Source organism: Rheinheimera sp. MM224, from assembly GCF_947090785.1.
Classification (GTDB): Bacteria; Pseudomonadota; Gammaproteobacteria; order Enterobacterales; family Alteromonadaceae; genus Pararheinheimera.
In genome coordinates this window covers 3,321,646-3,341,318 of the sequence record NZ_OX352320.1, presented here as the reverse complement: position 1 = coordinate 3,341,318, position 19,673 = coordinate 3,321,646, and the positions used below count along the sequence as shown (strand labels likewise).

Annotated in this window: 19 protein-coding genes; 4 read left to right on the top strand and 15 right to left on the bottom strand. The window is 47.0% G+C overall.

All coding sequences use genetic code 11. The annotated features are described in order from the left end of the window. Positions 1 to 38 precede the first annotated feature (38 nt). The 13 genes from lipA to leuS all read right to left on the bottom strand — a co-directional run bounded on the left by lipA (position 39) and on the right by leuS (position 13,531). Positions 39 to 1,007, bottom strand: coding sequence for a lipoyl synthase (lipA, locus tag OM978_RS15780; protein WP_413690725.1), 969 nt, complete (start codon positions 1,005 to 1,007; stop codon positions 39 to 41). Between the two features lies 1 nt (position 1,008). Then, positions 1,009 to 1,593, bottom strand: coding sequence for a lipoyl(octanoyl) transferase LipB (gene lipB, locus OM978_RS15775; protein ID WP_413691237.1), 585 nt, complete (start codon positions 1,591 to 1,593; stop codon positions 1,009 to 1,011). A 140-nt stretch (positions 1,594 to 1,733) separates the two neighbouring features. Next, complete coding sequence (gene ybeD / locus OM978_RS15770; RefSeq protein WP_008900370.1) at positions 1,734 to 2,015, bottom strand: DUF493 family protein YbeD; 282 nt, start codon at positions 2,013 to 2,015, stop codon at positions 1,734 to 1,736. Positions 2,016 to 2,225: 210 nt separating this feature from the next. Next, positions 2,226 to 3,398: a D-alanyl-D-alanine carboxypeptidase family protein gene (locus OM978_RS15765; RefSeq protein WP_264343234.1), complete on the bottom strand. Its 1,173-nt coding sequence runs from the start codon at positions 3,396 to 3,398 to the stop codon at positions 2,226 to 2,228. 57 nt (positions 3,399 to 3,455) lie between these two features. Further along, on the bottom strand, positions 3,456 to 4,457 hold the full coding sequence (locus OM978_RS21465) for a septal ring lytic transglycosylase RlpA family protein (RefSeq protein ID WP_319633878.1): 1,002 nt from the start codon (positions 4,455 to 4,457) through the stop codon (positions 3,456 to 3,458). Between the two features lie 9 nt (positions 4,458 to 4,466). After that, entirely contained in the window at positions 4,467 to 5,582 is a 1,116-nt protein-coding gene (gene rodA, locus OM978_RS15750) for a rod shape-determining protein RodA (protein ID WP_264343233.1), read from the bottom strand. A gap of 308 nt (positions 5,583 to 5,890) precedes the next feature. After that, a complete protein-coding gene (gene mrdA, locus OM978_RS15745) occupies positions 5,891 to 7,765 on the bottom strand; it encodes a penicillin-binding protein 2 (protein ID WP_264343232.1) in 1,875 nt (624 codons plus the stop codon). A 147-nt stretch (positions 7,766 to 7,912) separates the two neighbouring features. Then, entirely contained in the window at positions 7,913 to 8,383 is a 471-nt protein-coding gene (rlmH, locus tag OM978_RS15740) for a 23S rRNA (pseudouridine(1915)-N(3))-methyltransferase RlmH (RefSeq protein WP_008900365.1), read from the bottom strand. Between the two features lie 4 nt (positions 8,384 to 8,387). Continuing rightward, a complete protein-coding gene (rsfS, locus tag OM978_RS15735; protein ID WP_127686933.1) occupies positions 8,388 to 8,708 on the bottom strand; it encodes a ribosome silencing factor in 321 nt (106 codons plus the stop codon). 52 nt (positions 8,709 to 8,760) lie between these two features. Continuing rightward, positions 8,761 to 9,423, bottom strand: coding sequence for a nicotinate-nucleotide adenylyltransferase (nadD, locus tag OM978_RS15730; protein ID WP_264343230.1), 663 nt, complete (start codon positions 9,421 to 9,423; stop codon positions 8,761 to 8,763). After that, complete coding sequence (gene holA / locus OM978_RS15725) at positions 9,404 to 10,456, bottom strand: DNA polymerase III subunit delta (protein WP_264343229.1); 1,053 nt, start codon at positions 10,454 to 10,456, stop codon at positions 9,404 to 9,406. Before holA ends, nadD begins: the two co-directional genes overlap by 20 nt. Beyond that, complete coding sequence (gene lptE, locus OM978_RS15720; RefSeq protein ID WP_264343228.1) at positions 10,456 to 10,941, bottom strand: LPS assembly lipoprotein LptE; 486 nt, start codon at positions 10,939 to 10,941, stop codon at positions 10,456 to 10,458. Before lptE ends, holA begins: the two co-directional genes overlap by 1 nt. A gap of 1 nt (position 10,942) precedes the next feature. Further along, on the bottom strand, positions 10,943 to 13,531 hold the full coding sequence (leuS, locus tag OM978_RS15715) for a leucine--tRNA ligase (protein WP_264343226.1): 2,589 nt from the start codon (positions 13,529 to 13,531) through the stop codon (positions 10,943 to 10,945). A gap of 207 nt (positions 13,532 to 13,738) precedes the next feature. On the opposite strand from leuS, the gene OM978_RS15710 reads away from it, so the two are divergent. Next, the gene (locus OM978_RS15710) at positions 13,739 to 14,278 is read left to right on the top strand and encodes a LysE family translocator (RefSeq protein WP_264343224.1); all 540 of its coding nucleotides are present in this window, start codon (positions 13,739 to 13,741) and stop codon (positions 14,276 to 14,278) included. 104 nt (positions 14,279 to 14,382) lie between these two features. Here OM978_RS15710 and OM978_RS15705 read toward each other — a convergent pair whose 3' ends face one another. Further along, positions 14,383 to 15,540, bottom strand: coding sequence for a serine hydrolase domain-containing protein (locus OM978_RS15705; protein ID WP_264343223.1), 1,158 nt, complete (start codon positions 15,538 to 15,540; stop codon positions 14,383 to 14,385). A gap of 149 nt (positions 15,541 to 15,689) precedes the next feature. On the opposite strand from OM978_RS15705, the gene OM978_RS15700 reads away from it, so the two are divergent. The 3 genes from OM978_RS15700 (at position 15,690) to yjjG (ending at position 19,370) form a co-directional block, all read left to right on the top strand. After that, positions 15,690 to 16,145 carry a zinc ribbon-containing protein gene (locus OM978_RS15700; RefSeq protein WP_264343221.1) on the top strand — a complete coding sequence of 152 codons (456 nt, stop codon included), beginning with the start codon at positions 15,690 to 15,692 and terminating at the stop codon, positions 16,143 to 16,145. Between the two features lie 75 nt (positions 16,146 to 16,220). Then, positions 16,221 to 18,611: a Lon protease family protein gene (locus OM978_RS15695; RefSeq protein WP_264343220.1), complete on the top strand. Its 2,391-nt coding sequence runs from the start codon at positions 16,221 to 16,223 to the stop codon at positions 18,609 to 18,611. Positions 18,612 to 18,686: 75 nt separating this feature from the next. Further along, the gene (yjjG, locus tag OM978_RS15690; RefSeq protein ID WP_264343218.1) at positions 18,687 to 19,370 is read left to right on the top strand and encodes a pyrimidine 5'-nucleotidase; all 684 of its coding nucleotides are present in this window, start codon (positions 18,687 to 18,689) and stop codon (positions 19,368 to 19,370) included. A 16-nt stretch (positions 19,371 to 19,386) separates the two neighbouring features. Here yjjG and OM978_RS15685 read toward each other — a convergent pair whose 3' ends face one another. Beyond that, on the bottom strand, positions 19,387 to 19,662 hold the full coding sequence (locus OM978_RS15685; protein WP_264343216.1) for a hypothetical protein: 276 nt from the start codon (positions 19,660 to 19,662) through the stop codon (positions 19,387 to 19,389). Positions 19,663 to 19,673: the final 11 nt, after the last annotated feature.

Here is a 19,673-nt window from a genome sequence, read left to right as displayed (position 1 = left end):
CTGGCCGTTAATTTTAACTGCCAGCACAAGGAGTTATATTAACTGACTTCTTCACCTGCCGCTTGGCGGTCGGCGTGATAACTAGACCTGACGAACGGGCCTGAGGCGACGTGTTTAAAGCCGATTTCATAACCAATACGTTTTATTTCGTCAAATTCATCCGGAGAAACATAACGTTTGACTGGTAAATGGTGTTTGCTTGGTTGCAGGTATTGACCCACTGTCAGCATATCGACATTGTGTGCACGTAAGTCGCGCATCACTTCAATGATCTCTTCTGTGGTTTCACCTAAACCTACCATCAGGCCAGATTTAGTGGACACTTCAGGATGTGCTTCTTTGTAGCGACGCAGCAGTTCCAGCGACCATTTATAGTCAGCGCCCGGACGCGCCAGCTTGTATAGACGTGGTGCTGTCTCCAGGTTGTGGTTAAACACGTCTGGAGGCGTTTGCGTCAGAATGTCCAGTGCTGCATCCATACGGCCACGGAAATCCGGTACCAGTACTTCAATTTTAATAGCCGGACTTTCACGACGGATAGAGCTGATACAGTCGGCAAAATGCTGGGCACCGCCGTCACGTAAATCATCGCGGTCTACAGAAGTGATCACCACGTATTTCAGCGCCATATCTTTGATGGTCAATGCCAGTTTTTCCGGCTCTTCTGCGCTTGGAGGTAATGGTCGGCCATGAGCTACATCACAGAAGGGGCAACGTCTGGTGCAGATTGCACCTAAAATCATAAAAGTTGCTGTGCCGTGATTAAAACATTCTGACAGGTTAGGGCAGGAGGCCTCTTCGCACACCGAATGCAAACCATGTTTACGCATAGCGCCTTTGATTTGTTCAATACGGTCTGTGCTACGTGGTAATTTGATTTTTAACCAGTCCGGTTTACGTAACATTTCGTCACGTTCTGTTGGCAATACTTTGACTGGGATCAGGGCCATTTTCTCGGCATCACGTAACTTGACGCCTGGTTCCATACGAGCTGTTTTGATGGTCATATTACTCACTTAACCCTGTTTTGTGCTCAGTCTGGCTGACCGCCAATTGGGCAACAAATTGTGACTGCAAAGCCTGCTTTGCTTCATCCACTAGTTGTGGACCTGCAATATCTTTGGTTTGGATCATCTGCATGCCGGCATAACCACATGGATTGATCCTGGAAAAAGGTGATAAATCCATATTCACATTTAAAGCCAGACCATGAAAGGTACAGCCTTTTCGCACCCGCAATCCAAGCGAAGCGACCTTTTGTTCTTGTACATAAACACCAGGGGCATCTGCTTTGGCATAGGCTTCTATGCCATAAGGGGCCAAAGCTTGAATGATCACCTGTTCAATCAAGGTCACCAACTCCCGCACACCCAGCTTACGTCTTTTGATATCCAGCAACACATAAGCGACCAGTTGACCAGGACCGTGATAAGTCACCTGACCGCCTCTGTCTACTTGCACCACAGGTATATCACCTGGCATCAGCAGATGTTCTGCTTTACCAGCCTGACCCTGAGTAAATACCGGGTCATGTTCAACAAACCACAGCTCATCAGGACTTTGTTCAGTCCGCTCATCTGTGTATTTTTGCATGGCTTGCCATACCTGAACATAAGGCTTGCGCCCTAAATCCCGTATCACTAAGCCTTTAGAATCAACCACAACGAACTCCGGTTCAGTTGAAAGTGCCGGCATTATACCTGCACTGCCACTAAAAAGGGCAGTGTCACTCGTCAGATCACATAGCGAACCAGTTCTAAACGGCCAAGTTCTGTGTACAGCAGTTCCATATGTTCTTTGCTGGTCACAGTCACAGACACAGACACAGAGTGATAACTGCCTTTGCTGCTAGGACGGATTTGTGGATTGTAGTCGTCGGCTTTGGCATGTTCCTGTAGCACAACCACGATGTGATCCACCAGTTCTGGCACAGCGACGCCCAACACTTTAAAGTTCACAGAGCATGGAAACTCTAAGAATTCATCAAAGCGGGTGTCTTTTACTTCAATTGTCATGATGTTCTGCTCACAAAAATAATCTTGATCTATTTTAACAAAAAGTCCCAGCTTTGCCGGGACTGTTTTATATCCTTCTTACTTGAAGCTGCTGCTTTGTTGGCTTCGCACTTTCGCCCCAATCACATAGGACTACTATGCTCATGGGGTCTCAAGGACTTGCCGTCGCGCTGCAACTCCAATTAATTTGGATATAGGCTGTACTTTTCATTACTGGAAGCGCATTTTCACCATATCGACTAAGCGGCTGAATAAACCTGCTTGCTCGATATCTTCCAGAGCTACTAAAGGAAATTCGGCGATATCTTTGTCACCTAACTTTAGGTAAACAGTACCCAGTACCTGACCCTTAGATATGGGGGCAATTAATTCCTGATTCAATTTAAAGTCGGCTTTTAAATCTTTACGTTGATTACGTTGCAGGGTAATAGGGGTTTCTGCCAGTACACCTAACGTGATGATTTCTTTAGTGCCTTGCCATACACGTTGTTCAGCAAACTTTTCACCTGCTTTATACGGAGAAAACGTTTCGAAAAAGCGAAAGCCATAGGTCAATAACTTTTTGTTTTCTGCTTCACGGATTTTTGCGCTGTCTGTGCCCATGACCACAGAGATTAAGCGCATATCGTCTTTGGTTGCAGAAGTGATCAGGCTGTAGCCCGCTTCTGAGGTATGGCCTGTTTTGATACCATCTACATTCAGGCTTTTATCCCACAATAAGCCGTTACGGTTGTATTGTTTGATGCCGTTAAATACATACTCTTTTTCTGAGTAAATTTTATATTCGTCCGGTGTGTCGCGAATAAGGGCAACCGATAATTTCGACATATCACGAGCTGTGGTGCGCTGGCTTTCATCCGGCAAACCATGGGCGTTGGCAAAATTGGTATTGTCCATGCCTAAACGTACGGCATGGGCGTTCATCAGTTCAACAAAGGCGCCTTCAGTGCCCGCTATATGTTCGGCCATAGCCACACAAGCGTCGTTGCCTGATTGAATAATAATGCCACGGTTTAATTCTTCAACGCTGATGGTTTCACCCACTTCGATAAACATTTTTGAAGAGTCTGAATACTGTTTAGCCCAGGCGTTCTCAGTAATAGTTACAGGATCTGTTGGCTTAATGGTGCCGTTTTTGATTTCTGTACCAATGATGTAGCTGGTCATCATTTTGGTCAGACTGGCAGGAGCCAGTGGCTCATCCGCATTACCTTCGGCCAGCACTGCACCTGTATGGTAATCAATCAGAATGTAGCCTTTGGCATTCACTTCGGGCGGTTGCGGCGTCATTTGCGCTGCGGTTAGTGGGGCTGTTTGTCCGGCTGCTAAAAAACTGGCAACACCAAAGGAGCAAGCAATAAAAATTCTGGAGTACGTATTCATGAGACCTTTCTTATGTTGTTGAGCTGTGTTCATTCTTAAACGAAATCAACCGTGGTTTTAACCACAGCTTTTTTTATCTGTAATATAAGCCGACGGATAATCGGCACTTTTAAAACGTTCCAGCCAGCTGTTCGCTTCGGCCGCTGATGGCATTGGACCTGCCAATAACCGGAAAATTCCGTTGCCATCATTAATTTGTGTAGAGACTGACCATTGCTGCTGCAGATCTGCACCTAGCTTTTGTAGTTTTTCTCTGTTACTGCTGGCGACCAGTTGAATAAAACAGCCTGTCACTTTGCTGGCAGTGGATACAGGGGCAGATACTGCCGCCGCTGGAGCTGAGCGTACTGGTGCAGAAGCCACAGCTGCAACAGGGGCTGCAACACTACCTGGTCTAGGTCCTGCCGGGTTAGAGGCTATGGTCGTTTCTTCAAACTGATTACCTCTGCTGCCTAAACCCATGGCATAACTTTCCTGACTGGTCATGGCTGGCGAGGCTAACAGTTCCACCTGAACACGGGCTGTACCTTTGCCCATCATGCCAATTTTATAAGCGGCAGAATAAGATAAGTCGATCACTCTGTCGTTATGAAAAGGGCCACGATCGTTCACCCGTACCACGGCGGATTTACCGTTGTCGAGGTTGGTGACCCTGACATAAGACGGTAAAGGCAAGGTTTTATGTGCAGCAGACATGGCAAATACATTATAAGTTTCACCATTGGAGGTCAGATGACCATGAAACTTATGACCATACCAGGAGGCAATGCCACTTTCTTTGTATTCCATCAGGTCGGTACGGGGTGAATAGTCCACGCCATAAATATTATAAGGTTTATTACCACCGCGGCTTAAGGCTTCTGCACGGGGTTCTGGATCGGTCATCTCCAACAAGGTCGGCAGACGAGTCGGGTGACTGTCTGTTGCTTGTGAGTAACGGCCTTTGTTTGGCTCTTCCCAACCAGGGCTGGTTTCAGTGGCTGCTGATTTTGGCTCTGGTGTTTGTGAACAGGAAGCCAGCATCAGAGTACAACATAAAGCGCTTATTTTTTTTATCATTGATTCTTTCTACTGCTGAGCTAAAAGTCGTTTATGGGTGCTGATTGACATTAGAATACCAAAACCAGCCATCAGTGTAACCATGGATGTCCCACCGTAGCTAATCAAAGGCAGAGGCACGCCGACCACTGGTAACAAGCCTGATACCATACCAATGTTAACGAACACGTAGACAAAGAATGTCAGAGTAATGCTGCCTGCCAGCAGTTTACTGAAGTTGTCCTGTGCACGGCTGGCGATAATCAAACCACGGGCAATAATAAAGGCATACAAGGCCAGCAAAAATAACACACCTATCATGCCCAGCTCTTCACTGAACACCGAAAATATAAAGTCAGTATGACGTTCAGGTAAAAACTCCAGCTGTGACTGGGTGCCATGCATCCAGCCTTTACCTTCAAAACCACCTGAACCTATGGCAATTTTTGACTGAATAATATGATAACCCGAGCCAAGCGGGTCACTCTCAGGATTTAAAAAAGTCAGTACCCGGCGCTTTTGGTAGTCGTGCATAAAAAACAACCACATCGTATAAGACGCTACCGGAATAATCATGGCGATGGCGGTAATAATTCGCCAGCTCATACCACCTAAAAAAAGCACAAAAACCCCGGCGACAAAAATCAGAATTGAGGTGCCTAAATCCGGTTGTTGTTGTATCAGCACAGTAGGGATGGCGCACATGATAAAACCAATAATCAAGTGCTTAAACTTCAATGGCAAAGGGTGAGAAGATACATACCAGGCGACAGCCATAGGCACAGCCAGTTTCATCACTTCTGAAGGCTGAAACTTCATAAAACCTAAGTCCAGCCAACGTTGTGCGCCTTTGCCTATATGACCAAATGCCAGCACCATCACCAGCATAGCTGTACCCGCTAAAAACAACGGTACGGCCCAAAAGCTAAAGGTCTGAGGTTTCACCTGAGCCAGTAATAACATGGCACCAAAGGCAATAAGTAAACGGGTGCTGTGTGCAGCCATCATGTCCCAATGCTGACCGCTTGCACTGTAGAGTACAAAAAGACCTGTGCAGCACAAGGCCAGCAGGCCAGCAAACAATGGACCGTCCAAATGTAATTTAGCCAAAAAACCTTTATGGCTCGGATCTTTTAGCAAGGTCATGGTTGAGCTCCTGCCGCACTTTGACGGGTAAACATAAAGAGAGGTCCATCAAGATGGCTTTTGGGTTCTGCAGCCTTGTAGTTCAGATCTTTTTGTAAGCTCATGGTTGTGCTCCCGCAGCGCTTTGACGGGTAAACATAAAGAGAGGTCCATCAAGATGGCTTTTGGGTTCTGCAGCCTTGTAGTTCAGATCTTTTTGTAAGCTCATGGTTGTGCTCCCGCAGCGCTTTGACGGGTAAACATAAAGAGAGGTCCATCAAGATGGCTTTTGGGTTCTGCAGCCTTGTAGTTCAGATCTTTTTGTAAGCTCATGGTTGTGCTCCCGCAGCACTTTGACGGGTAAAGTAGTGGTCCATCATTTTACGGGCTATAGGACCAGCGTTGGCACCACCGCCACCGGCGTTTTCTAAAGCTACAGTCACCAGAATGCTTGGGTTTTCTGCCGGAGCGTAAGCGATAAACATCGCATTATCCCGGTGGATTTCTTTAATAGCATTTGCATTGTACTTTTGGTTGGCAGCCATATTAATGACCTGAGCTGTACCTGATTTACCAGCAGCGCTGTAACTGATGCCTTTAAAGGCATTAAAACCTGTACCACCCTGAACCATAACGGTCTGGCGCATAGCTTCTTTGGCAATACGCCAGTTATTGTGATCTTTCACTTCCATCGCGGTTTGCAACGGTGCTATCAGACTAGTGTCCTGGCCCTGGCTGCGGAAGTAACGACCCATATGCGGTGTAGGTCGTTGACCATCGTTCACCAGAATCGCAGTTGACAACGCAAGTTGCATAGGAGTTACGCTCCAGTAACTTTGGCCTATACCCAAGGACACCGTATCGCCTGGATACCAGCTTTGTTTGTGTCTGGCTCTTTTCCATTCTTTAGATGGCATCAGACCTGCGCTCTCTTCCATCACATCTATGCCTGTGCGGGAGCCAAAGCCAAACTTTTTCATGTAGTCATAAATTCGATCTATACCGAGTTTCACTGCTAAATCATAAAAATAAGTGTCACAGCTTTTAGTAATTGCAGTGTAGACATCAACCCAGCCATGACCCCATTTAATGTGGTCGCGATAAGCCCGACTGTAATTAGGTAATTTATAAAAGCCAGGATCCGCTATACGGGTTTGTTCTGTCACAGTGCCGTTTTCTAGTCCCAGTACAGCCATATGAGGCTTAATAGTAGAAGCCGGTGGATACACCCCCTGAGTGACACGGTTTACCAGTGGACGGTCAGGGGAATTCAGCAGTTCACGGTAGTTTTTACCGCTGATGCCGTGTACAAATAAATTCGGGTCATAGCTTGGATTACTGTAAAAGGCTAAAACAGCACCATCACGTGGGTCCATGGCTACTATAGCGCCACGGTTTTCGCCAATCAGCTCCTGAGCTTTTAACTGCAGGCTCATATCGATAGACAAGATTAAATCATCGCCTGAAGTGGCAGGTTTAGAGTCCAGAATACGGATCACCCTGCCTCTGTTATTCACTTCCACCTGCTCAAAACCCACCTGGCCATGCAACTGGCTTTCGTAAAAACGCTCAAGACCAATTTTGCCTATATCCCGGCTGGCCGCATAATTAGCGCTGACGCCTTCTTCCTCCAGCTTTGCCAGTTCTTTAGCATTAATCTTGCCGATATAACCTAAAGCATGAGTGAACAACTCGCCAAAAGGATAATGCCGGGTTAAACGCGCTTCTAAAGTAACGCCAGTTAGTCTGTGTTGATTCACCGCAATAATAGCCACTTCCTGCTCGGTCAGATGCTCTTTAACGGCTATGCTGACAAAACGTCTGTGGTACTTCACTTCTTTTAAAAATTCCTGCTGGCGCTCTGGTGTAATTTCAATCAGGCGGGCAATCTCAGCCAGAGTTTCAGGAATGTTTTTTACTTGTTCTGGAATAAGTTCAACTGAATGAATAGGGCGGTTTTCCGCTAATAAAATGCCGTTGCGGTCATAAATCAAGCCGCGATTTGGCGGCTGTGGAATAAGTTTAATGCGGTTACCATCTGCACGGGTCATATAGTGCTCGTGCATTACCACCTGTAACTTGTATTGATTAAATACCACCACACAAAAACAAATCAGTACTACGGCAAAACCAAACAAAGCCCTTTGATTAAACATCTGGCTTTCGGCTGCTGGATCCTGAATGGACGGGCGTTTTTTAATCATGGTTATTCGCGGTTACATAAAGAGAGAGCGGGGTGGTGTTGATACTCCCACAAATCAGTGCCTTAGCAAAATCAAACCAGGCCTTTTGATGAAATAGCTGGTTTTGTGTGGCGCCTGTTTGAATGGATGGGAGCTGCTTCATCATGGTCATTCGCGATGGTAAGGGTGATTCGTACTAATGCTCCAGGCGCGGTACAAGCTTTCTGCCAATACCACCCGAACCATAGGGTGTGGCATGGTCAGAGCTGATAACGACCATTTGCCTTCACTCGCAGCTATGCAAGCTGGAGCTAGGCCTTCAGGACCGCCCACCAATAAACAGACATCACGACCATCCATTTGCCATTGGGTCAGTTTTTGTGCCAGTTGTGGACTACTCCAGTTGGCACCTTCCACCTCCAGCGTAATAATGCGGGCGCCTTTGGGCACAGCGGCCAGCATTTTTTCGCCTTCGGTTTCCAGAATACGTTTAATGTCCGCATTTTTCCCGCGTTTACCAGCCGGAATTTCAATCAAGTCCAGTGGTAAATCACGCGGAAAACGACGGGCATATTCTTCATAAGCCGTAGTGACCCAATCAGGCATTTTGGTGCCGACTGCAATCAGCATTAACTTCATGCCGTTAAACGCTCCAGAGTTTCTCTAACTGGTAAAAACTGCGGCTTTCTTCCTGCATAACATGGGCAATGACTTCACCCAAATCAATCAGTACCCATTCACCTGAACCAGAACCTTCAATACCTAACACACTGATGCCAGCTTTTTTAGCTTCTTTGGCCAGATGATCGGCGATAGAACGGGTATGACGGTTTGAGGTGCCTGAGCAGATCACCATGGAATCTGTCACATTGGATTTTTCTCTGACATCCAGACTGACGATATCCTTGGCTTTCATGTCGTCCAGCTTGTCGAGGACGAAGGCTAATAACTCTTGTGCTTGCACTTTTAACTCCGGGATCTAAAAACGCGACATGTTAACACTTTTTGTTTTGATCTTATATGCCGCTGTACAGCCTTTCTGTTTTTATATACTGCAGCACTTCGGCTGGTATCAGCTGATTTAGTTCGCTGCTTTGCTGGTTTTTTTCCAGTAAGGCCCGAACCCGGGTTGCGCTCAGATCTAAAGGAGGGTTATCCAGCAGCATAATTTTACCAGAGTCCAGTAAATGCAGATCTTGCAGAGAGTTTGTGCCGAATTGCTGCAGCAGCACCGGACAATCACCATCTTCGGCTGTACTGCCGGGTCTTTGACAGACCACCAGATGCGCCAGCTGCAAAATGCTCTGCCACTGATGCCATTGTTTAAAATAAGCCAATGAATCCATACCCATCACGAATAACAAGCCGCCACGTGGATACTGTTCACGCAGTAAACGCAAACTATCGACAGTGTACGAAGGGCTATGTTTATTCAGCTCCAGTGGCTGAAGAGACACACCCTGAATATGCTCAATTGCGATTTGTACCATCGCAGCTCTGTGTTTTGCACTAACGCCCGGACTGGCGCGATGAGCGGGAAGGTGGCAGGGCATTAGTTGCACTTCACGCACAGCACAATGTGTTAACACGTACTGTGCGCAGGCTACATGCGCCAGATGTATGGGGTCAAAAGTGCCGCCAAATACGGCAAAAGCACGATCAGGGCGTGAAGTCGGCATAACGTTGCTGCAATGAAAATACTTTGGAGACAGGGCTGACCAATAAACTGACTAAATGCGCCAAAGCCAGTTCAGGGCAGCTTAAAGCGCCGGATTTAAAAGCGCGATCAAAGGCGGCCAGTTCCTGTTGTACATAACCCAGCCATTTGGCAGGTAAACGCGACACAGCGGTCTGATACATAGGCTGGCGTTTAGGCCAAATCGCATTCTTTTTGAAAAAATCTGCCAGCGGTTTACCTTGCTGTTGTGCCAAATGCATTTGCATCAACGTAGTGACTTCTTTTTGCAACTGCCAGGCAATAATCACAGGCTCTGTGTCCTGCTGTAATAAACGGTCAAGCCGGTGCAAAGCTTCGTTACCTTGACCTGACAGCAAAGCATCTACCAATTGAAACACTGAAAAGTGCGACTGGTCGGCTAAATGCTGTTCCAGAAGTTCAGCATCGACAGAACCACTGACCAGACTTAACCCCAGTTTTTCCAGTTCCTGTGCTGCTGCCAATAAATTACCGGCACAGTGATGCTGCATTAAGGTAATGGCATCTGGGGTTAAATGCAGCTTAAGTGCAGAGGCACGTTGCTGTAACCAACGCTGAAATTGCTGATCGTCCAGCGGATAAAACTGCACTTGTACTGCTTGTTCCGCTAAAGTTTTAAACCAGGCGGATTTTGCATAATCATTGGCATTTTTGGCGGCATGTAACACCAGAATTAAATCCGGATGCACTAAAGAAGGCAGTTGTTTTAATAAGTCGCTTGCGCCTGTCGGCAACTTCGCCGGTAGTTCCAGCTCAAACACACGACGGGGCGAAAATAAAGATAAGTTATTTAATTCCATCAGAAAGTCGTTCCAGCTGAAACTATTGTCCCAGCTGTAACTTTGCCGTTCATCAAAGCCGTGCTTTTTTGCAGCAGCTCGAATTAAATCAATGCTTTCCTGCTTTTGCAGCGGCTCTTCACCAAACACCAGATACACAGGTGCCAGGTTTTTTTGTAACTGTGCAGCAAGCTGATTGCTATACAGTTTCAGCATTAGCGGATCCGGTTTAACTGGCGGATTATGCGGCTGGCGGCCTGATTTCTCAGTTCCTGCAATAACAAATCCAGCTCTTTGGCTTTGGCAAGCGCAAGGTTTGGATCGTCCTGATAGTCACGGGTCAGTTCAAACTGAAACTCCTGAATATCCTGACCCGGCAGCAGTAACTGATACTTCACCCGATAAATCAGCTCGTATTCCGCCACCTGACCATTGGGGAATAAAGATAAAGTCCGGCGTTCCAGACTATCCTGCTGCAACATCAGGGCTGGTGCTTTGGGATCCAGTTCGGTCAGCAATTTTACTTCATTGCTGGTGAGTTGCTGCGATAACAAGCTTGCCAGTTCAGAATGCTTTTTTGCATCAACAAAAATAGCCGGATAACGCTCCAGCGGCAGGCTGCCACGCAAATGGAAGCCGCAGCTGGTCAGAAGCAGGCTGCTTGCAAGCAGCAGCCCTGTCCATACGGAGTGTTTTTTCATTTTATCCTACGGCCAGACTCAGCAGTTTACCTGGAACATAAATCACTTTACGAATAGTGACGCCTTCAAGGAAACGCTGAACGTTTTCTTCAGCATGAGCAAGTTCCAGCACCTGTTGTTCAGTCGCATCAGCTGAGACAGTCACTTTAGCGCGGACTTTACCGTTAATTTGTACCACCACCAGTTTTTCATCTTCCACCATAGCAGCTGCATCAGCGACTGGCCATGGGCTTTGTTCCAGTGACGTAGTAAAACCTAACTCTTTCCACAGGTACTGCGACAAGTGAGGAGTGATTGGGTTCAGTAACTGAATTAAGGTCTGGATCCCTTCACGTTTCACTTGTTTGTCAGCGTCTGTATCCACAGGAGCTCTTTGCACCTTGTTCGCCAGCTCCATAATGGCAGCAATAGCAGTGTTGAATACGTTACGACGGCCTATATCGTCCGACACTTTGGCGATGGTTTTATGAATATCGCGGCGCAAAGCTTTTTGATCGGAATTTAACTCAACAGCTGTCACAGCTGTAGTGAATAAATCTTTATGTTCAGCTGCTAAAGTCCAGATCCGGCGCAAGAAACGGTTTGCGCCTTCTACCGCTGAATCCTGCCATTCCAGAGTTTGTTCTGGTGGCGCGGTAAACATCATAAATAAACGCACTGTATCGGCGCCGTACTGGTCTATTACCAATTGCGGGTCAATACCGTTGTTTTTCGATTTGGACATTTTGCTCATGCCAGCGGACAACACTGGCTTGCCATCTGCTTTTAAAACAGATGCTGTAATACGGCCTTTATCATCACGTTCTGTCGCCACATCAGCAGGCGAGAACCACTCTTTACCGCCGTTTTCAGTTTCACGGTAGAAGGTTTCAGCCAATACCATGCCCTGGCACAATAAACGCTTAAACGGCTCGTCGCATTGGACTAAACCTACGTCACGTAACAGTTTGTGGAAGAAACGGGCATACAATAAATGCAGAATAGCGTGTTCAATACCACCAATGTATTGATCGACCGGCAGCCAGTAGTTGGCTTTGGCCGGGTCCAGCATGGCTTTGTCATGATCCGGGCTGCAGTAACGGGCATAGTACCAGCTCGATTCCATAAAGGTGTCGAAGGTATCGGTTTCATGGAAAGCGGCCTGACCGTTGTAAGTGGTCTTTGCCCACTCTGGATCTGCTTTGATAGGCGAGGTTACGCCATTCATTACCACATCTTCAGGTAGACGTACCGGCAGCATATCTTCTGGTACTGGCACTTGCGTACCATCTTCCAGCGTCAGCATTGGAATAGGTGAACCCCAATAACGTTGACGGGATACACCCCAGTCACGTAAACGGTAATTCACTTTGACTTGACCAATGCCCATAGCGGCTAATTTGTCGGAAATAGCTTTAAAAGCTGTGGCAAAATCTAAACCGTTAAATTCGGCTGAATTAACCAGCACACCTTTTTCAGTAAAGGCAGCAGTGCTTAAATCGCACACTGCAGCACTGCCAGCTTCTGGCTGAACTACTTGTTTAATCGCCAGACCGTATTTAGTGGCAAATTCATAATCGCGTTGATCGTGACCAGGTACGGCCATCACTGCGCCTGAGCCGTAATGCATCAGTACAAAGTTAGCAACCCACACCGGTACTTGTTCGCCTGTTAAAGGGTGAATAGCGAACAAACCTGTTGGTGCGCCTTTTTTCTCCATGGTCGCCATATCGGCTTCGGCCATTTTGCCGCCTTTGCAGTCGTCAATAAAGGCCTGTAATTCAGGATTATTGACGGCAGCTTGCTGGGCTAATGGATGCTGAGCGGCAACGGCTACGTAAGTGACGCCGTATAAAGTATCAGGGCGAGTGGTGTAGACCGACATCGTCTGCTCTGAATTTGCCACTTTAAACTCGATCTCCACACCTTCTGAGCGGCCGATCCAGTTTTTCTGCATGGTTTTTACTTGCTCAGGCCAGTCGTCTAACTGGTCTAAGTCTTGTAACAACTCTTCAGCGTAGTCAGTGATTTTAATAAACCACTGTGCCAGTTCGCGCTGCTCTACCAGGGCACCTGAACGCCAGCCACGGCCGTCAATCACTTGCTCGTTGGCTAAAACGCACTGATCCACAGGGTCCCAGTTGACCGTTGCCATTTTTTTGAAGACTAAGCCTTTTTCAAACAGCTTGGTGAAAAACCATTGTTCCCACTTGTAGTATTCAGGCTTACAGGTCGCGACTTCGCGGTCCCAGTCGTAACCAAAACCTAAGCGTTTCAGCTGGCCTTTCATATAGTCGATATTGGCGTAAGTCCATTTGGCTGGTGCTGTTTTATTGGCAATAGCAGCGTTTTCTGCCGGTAAACCAAAAGCATCCCAACCCATAGGTTGCATCACGTTTTTGCCCTGCATACGCTGGAAGCGGCTGATCACATCACCTATGGTGTAGTTACGCACGTGGCCCATATGTAAACGGCCACTTGGGTAGGGGAACATGGAGAGACAGTAGTATTTTTCTTTCGAAGTATCTTCTACTACTTTAAAAGCGTTTGTTTGTTCCCATTCCTTTTGCAGCTGCTGTTCAATCAACTGCGGGTTATATTGTTCGTGCATTAAAAACCTTCCAACGTGAAGTCAAAACCAGACCGATGAAACCGGCGGGAAAAATTGCCGCTAGCATACCGCAAGCGAGGGGTCGGCAACAACTGCAACAAGGGACAATCCTTGCTTTGTTTTATTTTGTTCAGGTGCTCTTGTCTGCGTTACTCCTGCTGCATAAAGTGGTGAATTGAAGATGCGGGTTTCATCAAGGAATAGCTTGTGTTTGGTATTGAAAATCTGATGTTGTTTATCATTTCTGGCTTGCTGCTGAATATTTCACCAGGACCGGATACAGTGCTGATTGTCAGCCGCAGTGCCAGTCAGGGCTGGCGTGCTGGTTTGGTCGCAGTTGCAGGTATTGGCACTGGTGTTTGTGTACATATTTTTGCCGCTGCTTTGGGGGTCTCCGCTTTGCTGGCTACTTCTGCAACGGCCTTTACGCTGGTGAAGCTGGCTGGTGCTGCCTATTTAGTTTATCTCGGGGTGAAAATGTTGTTGGCAAAACGTCCTGAACATGGCGTTGTTGCACAACAGGTTTCAGCTGCTTCCTTTCGTAGTATTTTCCTGCAGGGCTTTGTCACTAATGTGCTGAATCCGAAAGTGGCGCTGTTTTTCTTAGCTTTTGTACCGCAGTTTATTGCTGTGGATGCGGCCAACAAAGCTTTAGCTTTTGTCATTCTGGGTTTTATTTTTAATCTGAATGGCATGCTCTGGTGTGTGTTTTTAGCTGTCAGTGCTGGCCTTGCCGGAAAAAAATGAAAGTAAGCCCGCTGGTTGCACATTGGCTGAATAAGAGTATTGGTGCTTTATTTGTCGCTTTGGGCGTGAAGCTAGCGCTGGCAGACCAGCGCTAGCTTCAGAGTTTAATTGGGTAACGCAGCTAAAACCTTACTCACCAGTTGATTCAGCTCATCGCCATTGCCTATCCAGCGTGCGACCATCAGCAGATCGTTTTCTTTATCTATGTAAATAATATTGCGGCCTGCTCCCTGAAAAGTAACAGCTGTTTCAGGAGCGTTCGGCAGAGCTTTACGGCCTGGGTTTAAAAACCAGTTGGCAAAGCCATATTCAGCATTGGCTGAGCCGCCTGTACTGGCAAGCCGGATCCATTCTTTGCTGATCAGTTGCTTGTCCTGCCATTGACCATCCCGTAAAAATAGATAACCAAAACGGGCTAAATCCCAGGCATTAATAAACATACCGCCGCCCCAATGACCGCCACCTGATACGGACTGCATTTTCTGGCCATCCAGCTCAATCCAGCTATTGTCGTAGCCATACCAGCGCCAGGTGGACGAAGCGCCAATAGGTGTCATGATCTGTTCATTCAGCACTTGGGGTAAAGGTTTACGCCAGACATACAAGGTGGATAACGCCAGCAGGTTGACCCGTACATCATTGTATTTGTAATGGCTACCAGGAGTGCGTAACGGCCGTTTTGGCCAGTCTGCCGGTGTTTTGCCTTCAGGTCGGTCGGCCCAGTCGGGTTTACCCCATAAGGTACCTTGCCAGTCACTGGTTTGACGCAGCAGGTGATCCCAGCGAATTTGACTGTTGTGGTCACCCTGATATAAATCCACACCATGTGGCATGTAGCTATCTACTTTATCCTGCAGGTTATGAATTAAGCTTTGTTGCAACGCCAGGCCTGTCACAGTGGTTAAAAAAGTTTTGGTGATGCTGTGGGTCATATCTACAGCCTGTGTATCACCCCACTGTGCTATCACTGTGCCTTTGTAAATAATGATGCCATTGGCAGGAGCGCGGGTTTTCATCGGGCCAATAATCTGATCATAAGGCTCTTTGGCACCAAAAGTGGTTGCCTGATTAATGGCCTGATCCGGGTCTGCTTTGTTTTCGGATTTTATGGCGTAATCCACAGCTTGTTGCAGCAAGACAGCATCCACTTTTAATTCGGCGGCTGGTTTTTGTTGCCATTGACCTGCAGGTGGAAAGTACTCTGCCGCATTAGCAGCACCGAATAACAAAGCAAAAGCGGTAAACGCAAAATAAAGTTTCATCAACAACCCCTTTTATAGTTCTGTCTGCAGACTGAGCTTCAGAGCAAAAAGCCGCAATAGCCTTGCGACTAAAAAGCCGGGCTACAGGTTTAAAACTCAGTTGTTCGTTTTTAGCCGACTATACTGAAGAAAAGCAGTAAGGAGGTCTTATGTCCGAATTTAAAGATAAATATCAGAATTGGCTCAATGAGTTAGCCACTATGTTCAAAGAGGGGCGGCAGCAGCAACTGGATAATCTGGTGGACTTTGCCGACACAGTCAAAGCTTATGTCAAAGCAGGTAAAGAGCTGACGGCTTATGAAACTCAGCTTTTTATCGAAACCTTTAAACGTCAGGCCACAGAAGCAGAGCAAGCGCCATCCCTTTGGCCTGAAACTCTATGGTATGAACTTTCACTTATTACCGACAAAACCCAGATTGAATGGCAGGAACTGATGCAGGATTTGGAACATCAGGGTACGTATCTACAAGGTGAAGAAGTGGGTATGGGGCTGTATCAATGCCAGCAGTGTCAGCAACAGCAGGCCTTTTATCATCCGGCTGAATTAAGCGTCTGTGTTTATTGTGGGGGCACGCACTTTAGCCGTCATGGATTACCTGTTTAAAACCTTCATTTTATTCAATGATTTGTTAAGATGACGGAAATTGTAGTTTTCATCTTTCAACACTGAGCAGGTTGCATGACGCACAACAGCCATAAATATGCTTTAACCGCCGAACATTTAGGCCCACAACTTGATAAAAACCTGATCCAGCAAGCGCTGGATGTCACAGGTTTATCCAGCACTTTTATTGGCCAGGACAGAGCAAAGGCGGCATTAAATTTTGCTATCGGCATGGATATGCCGGGTTATAACCTCTATGTGATGGGCGAGCCAGCTTTAGGCCGCTACACCTTAGTGCAGGACATTCTGCAGCAAGCCGCCAGCGAAAAAGCCACGCCGGACGACTGGTGTTATATCAATAACTTTGACGATGAGCGTATTCCGGGCACCTTACGTTTAGTGCCAGGTGAAGGCAAAGTGTTGGTGAAAAAGGTCGAAGCCTTAATTGATGAGCTACTCGATACTTTCCCGGCAGCTTTTGATAACCCGGGTTATCAACGTAAGAAAAAAGCCATTCATCAGGAATTTGATGATAAATACGAAGCCGCTATAGAGTTAGTGGAACGCAAAGCCTTAGAGCAGCAAGTGGTGCTGTACGAAGAAAATGGTGCAGTCAGCTTTTCGCCAGTGGTAGATGGCAAGGCGTTGGATGACAATGAATTTGCTAATTTATCGGAAGAAAAACGCCAGTTTTTCTACGATCTAGTCTCAGAGCTTGAAACCATTTTGAACGAGCAGTTGCTGGAATTACCGCAGTGGAAACGTGAACTGTCGGAAAACCTGCGGGCGCTGCGTCGTGAGACTATTGAACAAGCCATTAAGCCATTGCTGAAGCAGTTGGAACACGACTATTCAGGTGAGCTGGGTGTATTACGTTATCTGCGTGAAATGAAACCCGCTTTAGTCAAAGCCATGCTGGAACTGCTGCCTGAAGAAGCCGAAAGCGATAAGCTGGAAGAGCTGGATATCCGTAGCATCTTTGTCGGCGACTTTGTGCCTAATGTGCTGATGCATCACGAATTGATGGACGGCGCTCCTATCATTTTTGAGCCGAATCCAAGCTACGGCAATTTATTTGGCCGGGTTGAATACAGCTCAATGCAAGGCTCCTTGTATACCAATTACCGCATGATCCGCCCTGGTGCTTTGCATAAAGCCAATGGCGGTTATCTGGTGCTCGATGCCGATCGTTTATTGTCACAGCCAAGCCTGTGGGATGCGCTGAAACTGGCGCTGAAAACCGGTGAGATACTGATTGATACGCTAAGCGATCATGCAGTCACCAACTCCACCATTATTACTCCTAAGGCGATACCACTCAGTGTAAAAATAGTGCTGCTTGGATCCCGGGATTTGTATTATCTGGTGCAGGACGTGGACGATGAATTTAACGAACTATTCCGTGTTTTAGCTGACTTTGAGCATTATTTGCCGTTTAACGAGCAAACAGTGCGTTATATGTCGCTGCAAATTCAGGATCAAATTCAGCAAATGGATATGGAAACCTTGTCCGCCTGCGGTTTAAAGCAGTTGCTGAATTTCAGTTTCCGTCAGGCCGAACATCAGCGCAAACTCTCTGCCCGTTTTGCTGAAGTGCTGGAGCTGGTGCGCGAAGCTTGTTTTTACGCTGCTCAGCATGACTCGTCTGAACTGCGCGCAGAGCATGTGCAAATGGCGCTGGAAGGCAAACAATACCGCACAGGCCGTATCAGTGAATCCTTTTTGGAAGATATTCAGGAAGGCCAGATTTTAATAGACACAGACGACTGGGCTGTTGGCAAAATTAACGGTTTAACAGTGCTTGAAATTGGTGATACTGCTTTTGGTACGCCAGCCCGTATCAGTACTACAGTCTTCGCTGGTTCCACTGGTGTGGTTGATATTGAGCGTGAAGTAGAACTGGGTAAATCCATTCACTCCAAAGGTGTGATGCTTCTGACAGGTTACTTAGGTGCTAAATACGCCCAGCATTTCCCGCTGACCTTATCGGCCAATATAGCGATGGAACAATCCTACGGCTTAATAGATGGTGATAGCGCATCGCTGGCTGAGGTCTGTGCGCTGATTTCAGGCATAGCCGATATTCCTATTACTCAAAGTCTGGCGGTGACTGGTTCTATTAACCAGCATGGTCAGGTGCAGGCCATTGGTGGCGTCAACGAAAAAATTGAAGGTTTCTTCCGCCTGTGTGAGTCTCGTGGTTTAACAGGTAAACAAGGTTGTATTATTCCTGCCAGCAACCAGTTGAATCTGGTGCTGAATGACGAAGTGATCAAAGCGGTAGAGCAGGGCCAGTTCCATATTTATGTGGTCAAAGGTGTAGATGAAGCGCTGGAACTGTTAATGGATATGCCGGCTGGTGAGCGTAACAGCAAAGGCCAGTATCCAAAACGCACTATCAACTACCTGGCGCTGCGCCGTTTGGAAGAGATAGCCGAGATAGTCAACGGTTCATCTGACAGTTAACCTCCCGGGTCAGAGCTATCAGCTCTGACCCGCAAATCTTAGGTTTCCTCTACTCCACATTTGAAGAGAAAGAACGTGAAAGCTTTTAACTGGATTTTATTCGACGCCGACGAAACCTTGTTTCATTTTGATGCCTACGCTGGCTTACAGCTGATGTTTAAAGGTTATGGTGTGGATTTTACGCTTGAGCAGTACGACGTCTATCAGGCACTCAATCAGCCACTCTGGCTGCAATACCAAAGCGGCGAAATCGGTGCAAAACAGTTGCAGGAACAGCGTTTTAGCTATTGGGGCGAACAGCTGAATGTTGCGCCTTCAGTGCTTAATGCCGGCTTTTTACAAGCCATGGCAGAGGTCTGTACACCTTTGCCTGGTGCTGTCAGTTTACTCAATGCTCTGCAAGGTAAAGCCAAATTAGGCATTATCACTAACGGCTTTACCGACTTACAGCAAATCCGTTTAGAGCGCACTGGCTTACACAATCACTTTGATATTCTGGTGATTTCTGAGCAGGTAGGGGCTGCTAAACCTCATCCACAGATATTTACACATGCCAAAGAGCTAATGGGTTTGCCTGATCCGGCCAGCGTGCTGATGGTGGGCGATAACCCAATAGCTGATATTGGTGGGGGTAAACAAGCCGGTTTTTATACCTGCTGGCTTAATCGCTTTAGTGCAACTTTACCAGCAGGTATCACGGCAGATCTGGAAGTACAGTCTTTAACAGAGCTGGAAGCGGCATTAAGCGCTTTTCTCTAAGTAAAACAGTGAGTGCTTAGAACATAGAATTCAGTTTACCGCTGAACCATAACGCGGCAACGAATGCTGGTGTTGCCGCCAGTTGTACCAGCCATAAGCCGGTTTTTTGCGCTTTGCTTAATGGGCCAAAGCGCTGGATCAAACTAAATAAAGCCGCCATCGCCAGCAGATAACAGACCAGTGGCATAAACCAGCCAGAGCTGTAACTACAGACCATATTAAAAGCAACGGCAGCACTGATAGTGGCGGCTATATGGAACTGGGTAGAAGCAGAAACAGTTGTTGATTTCATAGTTAAATCCT